The organism is Pararobbsia alpina (genome assembly GCF_902859895.1).
Classification (GTDB): Bacteria; Pseudomonadota; Gammaproteobacteria; order Burkholderiales; family Burkholderiaceae; genus Pararobbsia; species Pararobbsia alpina.
The window spans coordinates 1-7,375 of the sequence record NZ_CADIKM010000094.1; the positions used below are offsets into that span (position 1 = coordinate 1).

The window sequence follows — 7,375 nt, forward strand, 5'->3', positions numbered from 1 at the left end:
GGCCTGCGCTGGCTCGATGCCCATCCGCCGAACCTTGAGGAAGTCCGGCAAGCGCTCGCGCGCATCGAGAAGGACGGCAGCCGGGCCGGCCAGGTGGTGAGTCGCGTACGCCGGTCCTCAGCAAACCCGGTGCCGGACCTCGTGTGCAAAGCCGAAGCCCGCGGCGTGGAGCCACATCGCACCAGGGCACCGTGACGGGCTCGGCGAACGTCCCGCGAGCCGCTCGCGGCACGCCGCTGGCTTTCGATTACGGAGTGCCGGGGGCCCGCGTCAGATGATGCTCGAGCGCGGCGATGTCGAGCGGCTTTTCGAGCACGGCCAAGGCGCCACTCGCGGCCACCTGCGCGCGCAGCGCATCAGTGGGAAATGCCGTCACGAAGACGTTAACTTGATCGGTACTTTCGGAACGCTGACCAACAGTGGCATGATCACCGGCGGCAACTACGCTTTGCTTTCGCCAATAGCAGGCAGGCTGAATTGGAAGACGGCGTGTTCCTTAGGGAGTTTCAGCAGGACCGGCATTCATCGGTCAATCGGCGGCCACGGTAGAGGTGGAGCCCGCTGTTGCGCAGATCCGCTCAAAGGCCTGACAGTTCGCGATGACCATGCCCCTCCTTTGTCCTGACGGCCAACTAGCCGCCCCCTTACACGTGGCATTTCCATTGATGAATGGAGCGCACGTCTCTTGCCGCAGTCGCTGCCTTACCTTGATACGCGCCGGAACGTATCGGGCTCGAAGGCGTGGGTCGGTCGGGTCCGGTTAAACGAAAGTATCAACCAATCCAACGAAGGTGTAGCACGCGGTATCCTTTTGTCGCATGGTTTGTGTTGCGATTTGAAAGTACGTTACAGACAAGATGGTCGTGACAGCGGGTAGTCTCCCGACCCGCGAAAATGATAACGGCAAAGACGTGATATCACCCCGCAACGGGCCTGAAATCGGTGACTCAGTAACGGCCACCTCGCGGTGTTATGGCTTCAGACGTCGGCTAACGTATCAGCAACTGATTCAGGATGCAGACATGTCAACGCAATTGCACTCCCGGCCAACGGGTGCCCTGAAATCCTCTGGAAAGGCCCGTGGCTTTCGCCGCTCCACCGTCATTGCATCATTCGGCACACCGTGAGTACACGTCTGTCCCGATTCAAGATGGGTGGGATAGTCATCGCTGGAGCATGCTCATGACTAGCGTTGCCCTTCTCGCCTTTTCCGGCGCCCAATCGATCGACGTTGCTGGGCCTATGGACGTCTTTGCCGAAGCTAACCGGTTCCTGTTGCCGGAGTCGCACTACAAGCTCGAAGTGTTAGGAATCGAACACGGTCCGCTGCGTTGCTCGAATGGAGTAACGATTCTCGCCGACAGACATTTCAGTGAAGCGCACGATGCATACGACCTGTTACTGGTAGCCGGTGGCCCCGAGCTGGTTCACCAGGAATTCGACCAGGATGTTTACGTCTGGCTAAGGCACGCGGCCGCCCGGGCACAGCGCTTCGGCTCAATCTGTAGCGGAGCCTTCATTCTCGCGCGCGCTGGCTTACTGGACGGGAAAACGGCGACAATACACTGGAACTACGCTCACGCCCTTGCCTCTGTCTGTCCGACTGCGCAGATCAAGACCGACCGTCTCTACGTCCAGGACGGTCGACTCTACACATCAGCAGGTGTTACCGCAGGAATAGATCTCGCGTTGTATATGCTCACTCAGGAGAGAGGCAACGAAGTTGCACTGAACGTCGCGAAGCGCCACGTAGTGTTCATGCGGCGTGCAGGGGGACTATCCCAGTTCACCGGTTACCTGGCTCCATACACGCAAGAAGACTCACCGGTGACGCAGGTTCAACAGTATGTATTGGACAACCTGAAGGGCGATCTGTCGACCGGCGCTCTGGCCTCCATTGCCAAGATGAGCCTTCGGAACTTCACCCGTGTCTTCACGCGTGAAGCAAAGATCTCACCCGCAGAATTTGTCGAGAACGCCCGCATGGGTGCCGCTCGAACCATGCTTGAGAATACAAGGACCCCATTGAAAAAGATTGCCGATGCGTCCGGGTTCAATGACCCCGATCGCATGCGAAAAGCGTTTCAACGTCGACTGGGTACTTCTCCTCTGCAGTATCGCCAAAAGTTCCGCGCACCTAGTCCTTAGCCACGCTCGCGATGGTTAAAAGCGATGGCGGAAAGACTCGAGAAACCGCCCCGGGAATCGTGGAGGCTTAGGTTTACGTTGATACCAGCACAGCAGCAGTATTGCTGGGTTGCCGGTCATAGCCTTCGGTCTGCCCCAAAATCGGCGTCATCTCCGATCCGGCAAAGGTCGTCGAACCGATGATCTGCGGCAGATCCGTTCGATATGCGATCGCCTTCGCCAGCCATGTTGTCGATCCGCCACCTACTGCGACTAAACCGTTGATTCGCTCTGCCCGGACTATTTCCATCGCTGGCTCGCTTACATCGCCGGGCGTTGCATGGTCGCCCCCGAAAAAATGAAACCGATCCGTCCGGGCATTGCCGCTGCGATCTTTTGAGCGCCATGCTGTTGCCCAGGGGTGGATATGACCAGTACGCGCCAAAGGCCGAGCCGCTTCACTTCTTCTGGCAGTCTGCCGATCGTACCTACCCCAAAAATGCGCGCGCCGGAGGCGACGCGTATACGAACTCGGCAGCGCCGTCGGGACCGGATCCGGCGTGAAGTTGTTGATATAAGGGCTTCATGGCACCTTTACGCGCGTATTAGCGAATGGCGATTGCGTTAGAGGGAGAACCGACGCCGCCAACGATCGGCAGAGGGGCAACAGTAAGCAGAAAACTGTAGCGGCCGTCGTTCGCGCAAGCTTCCGCAAGTCGGTCCATATCCCACAGTTCCCCAATCGGCATACCGAGAAGCGGGATGATCGAGCGATGCATGATGCCGCTATGTGCGCCACATGTGTGATGGTCGCGCTCATCGGTCGTAAAAAATGGACTATCGGGACGCGCAGGCCAGCACTCAAGTGCAAAATTGTCCGCAGCAATCAGGCTGATATGGTTGTCCCAAAGCCATGCCACAGTGTCGTGCGATTGCAGCAGACCTGGGTGGAGTTGCTTTTCAACCAGGTTTGCTTTCACTTCATCCGACGCAACCCGACGGTAGTAGTCGAGCCAGCCAAAGCGCAACAGCACAATATCTCCAGGCTGGATCCCTGCGCCCTGTGATTTGCGTGCGGCTTCGACGATCTCGATTGGGATCGCCTGCCCACCTGCATGATCGATTGGCGTACCCTGATTCTCCATGTAACGAGCGATATCTATCAAAACGCCTCTACCGGCGATCGGCGCAGCGGCAAAGTTCTGCATGCCGAGCAGTTCCGTACCGGGGGTAAACAGCAACGGATCGTGGCCGTTATAGAAGCCGTAGTCAGGATGGCCAATATGACGCAGACCATCGATCTGAGAACCGTATTGTGTGAAAAGTCCGTCCAACCATTCGTCGCGGTGGAACTCGTTGCGCTGAAAGATATGATGCGTCAGCGGTTTGCGGGTTGGCGCCAACGAAGGGGATATCGCGTCGGACCGCAAGTCCAGTGAGAACGCGACGCCATCGTGCACTTCCGCGGCCGCCGCTACCCTTGCCTCCGCAGAAAGCAGATTCAACGTTCCGATCTGATCCGCTTCACCGAACAGGCCCCAAGCTGACCCCGGTGGCGCATCGTTACGCTCGAGCAACTTTTTATAGGACGGCAGAGCGTTGATTTCAGATTGCTTCATATGCATTCCTATTCAGTTCGACGAAGGTGGGCTCAGCGGCGAGCTGTTCGTGACGCTGCTCAGGAAGCTGATGTCCATGACCTTTCACTTCCTGCCGGGTTACGCAGCAGACCTCAATCCCGATGAGCTGGCGTGGAGTCACGTCAAGCGCACAGGCGTTGCGCGACGCCCGTTGCAAAAAGGCGAAAAGCTGGGTCTGCGAATTCAAGAGCAGCTTGCTCAAATTGGACGGGACCCAACTCTCGTGCGCTCCTTCTTCAGGCACCCATCTGTCCGCTATGTTTCTGACCTATGAGTAATTGCCACTGGAAGCCGGCGCATACCCACTCCCTCCCAAAGCGGTACTGATTTGATTTGCAGCCCCGATAAGGTCCGGAAGGAAATCATCTAACAGTTGCTGAAGTTGGCGTTCGGCAGTACCACATGAGAACGACAGCGCCGCAACGACGCGCCCGCAGGCGTCGCAAATCGGTGCAGCAGCTGACCGTCGGCCAATCTCGAGCTCCTGGTCCACTGCGTCCCACCCTCGCGCTCGCACGACGTCCAGGCGTTCTGTCAGCGCCGCGCGCGTGGTAAGCGTATGGGCTGTCAATGGTCGAAGGTCCGCACGGCGCAGGTAGTCATCCAGCGAACTTTCGGTCATGTCGGCAAGAAGAACATGACCGGACGACGTTGCATGCGCCGGCAAACGCGTGCCAACCGCCAGTGTGATGCTGCTTATTCGATGGCGATGCACCCGGTTAATGTAAACAACATCGACGCCATCCATCGCGACCAGAGCTGTACTCTCCCCAAGCCGGTCGGTCAATGATTCCATCACAGGGGTGGCGATGTCGTTCAGGCTCAGCGAAGACAAATACGCGTAACCCAAATCAAGCATCTTCGGGGTGAGGCCAAAGCGGGATCCGACGCTTATAACGTAGCCTAATCGCTGCAGCGTCAGAAAGATTCGGCGTACCGTCGGCTTGCTGAGCCCTGTCTCCACCGCCGCCTCGCTGAAGCTCATCAGCGGTCGCTTCGATTCTCTGAATGCCGTGATCACGGACATGCAGCGCTCAATGGACTGAATGAAATCTCGTTCAGCATCTTCAACCATGTTGCTCCCTATTGACAGACTCAACCCGAGCGCTCATATTTCGTACACCTATCGTACATTTCGTACGCATACCGTACCGTATATTCGGAATATAGACAAGCTTGATTGCACGAATCAGTGCCACGCTACCGCAACCCGATACTCATTTTTTACCTGGCGCACTATCGAGGCCCACCTCGAGGTAGACGTTCAGCAGGAGGAAGGCAAGTGGAAAACAATCGACTCAAAACCGTAGTCGAAGATCTCGAACAAGTGCTGCTCGAGTTCATGCGCAAGCATCACGTCACGCACGAAGAGTATCGCCTGGCCACCGATTTGCTAATCCATACGGTGAAGGCAGGCGAGGAATCGCTGTTGTACGACGTATTCTTCGAGGCACAAGCCACTGACCTTGGCAACGTGGGCCGCAAAGGCAGTCCGGAGGCAATCGAGGGACCCTTCTATCTTACGGGTGCCCCCGAGCTTAACGCACCTTACGTCATGCCGCAGCGACCTGAGGAGGCGGGCGACCTGTTGTTCTTTAAAGGTCGTGTGACCAACGCAGAAGGTCAGCCGATCGCCGGAGTGGAACTCGACGTCTGGCATGCCGACGCCTTCGGTCTCTACTCGAATATCCACCCGAATATTCCTGAATGGAACTTGCGCGGTCGGTTTCACACCGACGACAGCGGCAATTTCGAAGTTCGCACCATTTTGCCGCCACCATATGAAATTCCCAAGGATGGACCTACTGGCACCGTCCTCGCTGCACTCGGCCGGCACTTTTTCCGACCAGCGCATCTGCACGTCAAAGTGTGTCATCCCGACTACCAGGCCTTGACGTCTCAGCTGTATTTCAGTGGCGGGGAATACCTCGACAGCGATGTTGCGAGTGCAGTGCGGGGTGGACTCATCGCCGACCTGATCAAACATGAGGCAGATTCGGAGAAGTCAAAGCGAAATCTGAGCGCCCCCTACTTTGAGCTGACCTACGACTTCGCCTTGACGCCTAGGAAGCTATCCACAAAATGACGACCGTGCCGCTAAAGATCTCGTCCCTGAAGGTTCAACGACTTGATATCCCTCTGGTCCAGCCGATCGCTATGTCTTTCGGCACCGTTTCAAAGCAGAACATTGTGCTTGTTCGCATCACTGACCAAGACGGGGCTGAAGGCTGTGGAGAGGCGGCTATTCTCGGCGGCCCGTATTGGGGAGCTGAAAGCGCAGAGGGCGTCCAGGCAGCGATCGAAAAATATATCGCGCCGGCTATCCTCGGAGTCCCGTTGGATGGGCTCGAAGCAGCATCTCTACTGCTAGGCAAGACGATACGCGGAAACGCAGCAGCTAAAAGCGCCGTTGAGATGGCGATACTGGACTTGCTCGGACGTCGGCTCGATGCTTCAAGCGCGCTTTTCCTCGGTGGACTCTGCCGCACTCAGATTCCTGTCGCCTGGACCCTTTCGACGGGCAACGTAGAGACAGATATCGCCGAAGGTGAAAGAGCCCTGCTTGATCGTGGCCACCGCCGCTTTAAGGTCAAGCTGGCGAAAACTAACATCGCCCAGGATGTCCAACGCGTTGCCTCCATTGTTGAAGCATTCCGCGGGCGCGCCACGGTCATAGCAGACGTCAATCAAGGTTGGGACGAGGTCACAGCGCTGCGGTACCTTCCTCTATTGCAGGAAGCGGGTCTCGAAGCAATCGAGCAGCCATTGCCCAGCCATGACATTGAGGGAATCGTACGCGTTCGATCTCGCCTGAATATCGAGGTCATTGCAGACGAAGTGCTGACCGATGCCTCAACAGCGCTCCTGCTCTCGGCGAAAGGGGCAGCATCGGCGTTCGCCTTGAAGCCAAATCGCGACGGCGGTTTGATCAATACGAAACGACTTGCAGGTATCGCAAACGCCGCCGGTATCAAGCTATACGGCGGGACGGCGCTTGAAACATCGCTTGGTACGGCCGCGAGCGCAATACTCTACGGCAGCATTCCCGAGCTGCAACTTGGCAGCGAGCTATTTGGTCCTTTGGGTCTGGAGTGCGATCTCGCTAGCGCCTCACTGAGCGTTCGAAACGGAGTACTCGACGTACCGACGGGGGCCGGTCTGGGGGTGACTTTGGATGAGGATCGTATCCGGGAACTTGCAGAACGGACCAATGCAGTGTTCAAGTAACCCCTGACACGCAGGCTGTGCCTTCGCCTTATACATAGTTAGGTCGATTGCCACGCTTTCTCCCCATCCGGGAGGCCTACCCCAGCGTGAGTCGCCCACGTCGTGCACCACGCGACGATCGAACGCATCGAGCTGGAGCCGGGATGACAGACGAGAGACGCTCGCCCAGACAGACCACCACCGCGCTCGCCACTGCGACCGCCGCACTGGCGGCGTTGATCTTTATCGTCGATACGGGCACGAGGCTCGACATCGCCGTCGCGACGCTTTATGTGGTTGTCGTGCTGATCGCCGCGCGCATTTGCAAGTCGCGGGGTGTAGTGCTTGTCGGACTCAGCTGCATAGGGCTATCAGTCATCAGTTGGGCACTCGCACCACCC

7 protein-coding genes and 3 pseudogenes are annotated in these 7,375 nt (G+C 57.6%); 6 read left to right on the top strand and 4 right to left on the bottom strand.

The window, feature by feature from the left end:
- Positions 1-195, top strand: a pseudogene (locus HV670_RS28895) (hypothetical protein); the annotation flags it as partial.
- 52 nt (positions 196-247) lie between these two features.
- Here the strand turns inward: HV670_RS28895 and HV670_RS31975 are convergent.
- Positions 248-376 (bottom strand): hypothetical protein, encoded by a 129-nt coding sequence (locus HV670_RS31975; protein ID WP_281362483.1) that lies wholly within the window; start codon positions 374-376, stop codon positions 248-250.
- 806 nt (positions 377-1,182) lie between these two features.
- Between HV670_RS31975 and HV670_RS28900 the strand changes: the two genes are divergently transcribed.
- Positions 1,183-2,148, top strand: coding sequence for a GlxA family transcriptional regulator (locus tag HV670_RS28900; RefSeq protein WP_217478553.1), 966 nt, complete (start codon positions 1,183-1,185; stop codon positions 2,146-2,148).
- Positions 2,149-2,221: 73 nt separating this feature from the next.
- On the opposite strand, the gene HV670_RS31980 is transcribed toward HV670_RS28900, so the two are convergent.
- Entirely contained in the window at positions 2,222-2,572 is a 351-nt protein-coding gene (locus tag HV670_RS31980) for an iron-containing alcohol dehydrogenase (protein WP_281362484.1), read from the bottom strand.
- A gap of 160 nt (positions 2,573-2,732) precedes the next feature.
- The gene (locus tag HV670_RS28910; protein WP_175108373.1) at positions 2,733-3,746 is read right to left on the bottom strand and encodes a cyclase family protein; all 1,014 of its coding nucleotides are present in this window, start codon (positions 3,744-3,746) and stop codon (positions 2,733-2,735) included.
- A 79-nt stretch (positions 3,747-3,825) separates the two neighbouring features.
- Here HV670_RS28910 and HV670_RS28915 point away from each other — a divergent pair.
- Positions 3,826-4,041 (top strand): annotated as a pseudogene (locus tag HV670_RS28915) (transposase); the annotation flags it as partial.
- Here the strand turns inward: HV670_RS28915 and HV670_RS28920 are convergent.
- Positions 4,036-4,842: an IclR family transcriptional regulator domain-containing protein gene (locus HV670_RS28920; protein WP_175108374.1), complete on the bottom strand. Its 807-nt coding sequence runs from the start codon at positions 4,840-4,842 to the stop codon at positions 4,036-4,038. The pseudogene HV670_RS28915 and the gene HV670_RS28920 sit on opposite strands and share 6 nt — an antisense overlap.
- 207 nt (positions 4,843-5,049) lie before the next feature.
- Between HV670_RS28920 and HV670_RS28925 the strand changes: the two genes are divergently transcribed.
- From HV670_RS28925 to HV670_RS28935, 3 genes and pseudogenes are all read left to right on the top strand, one after another.
- Positions 5,050-5,853, top strand: coding sequence for a dioxygenase family protein (locus HV670_RS28925; RefSeq protein WP_175108375.1), 804 nt, complete (start codon positions 5,050-5,052; stop codon positions 5,851-5,853).
- A complete protein-coding gene (locus HV670_RS28930; RefSeq protein WP_175108376.1) occupies positions 5,850-6,995 on the top strand; it encodes a muconate/chloromuconate family cycloisomerase in 1,146 nt (381 codons plus the stop codon). Before HV670_RS28925 ends, HV670_RS28930 begins: the two co-directional genes overlap by 4 nt.
- A gap of 143 nt (positions 6,996-7,138) precedes the next feature.
- A pseudogene (locus tag HV670_RS28935) lies at positions 7,139-7,375 on the top strand (hypothetical protein); the annotation flags it as partial.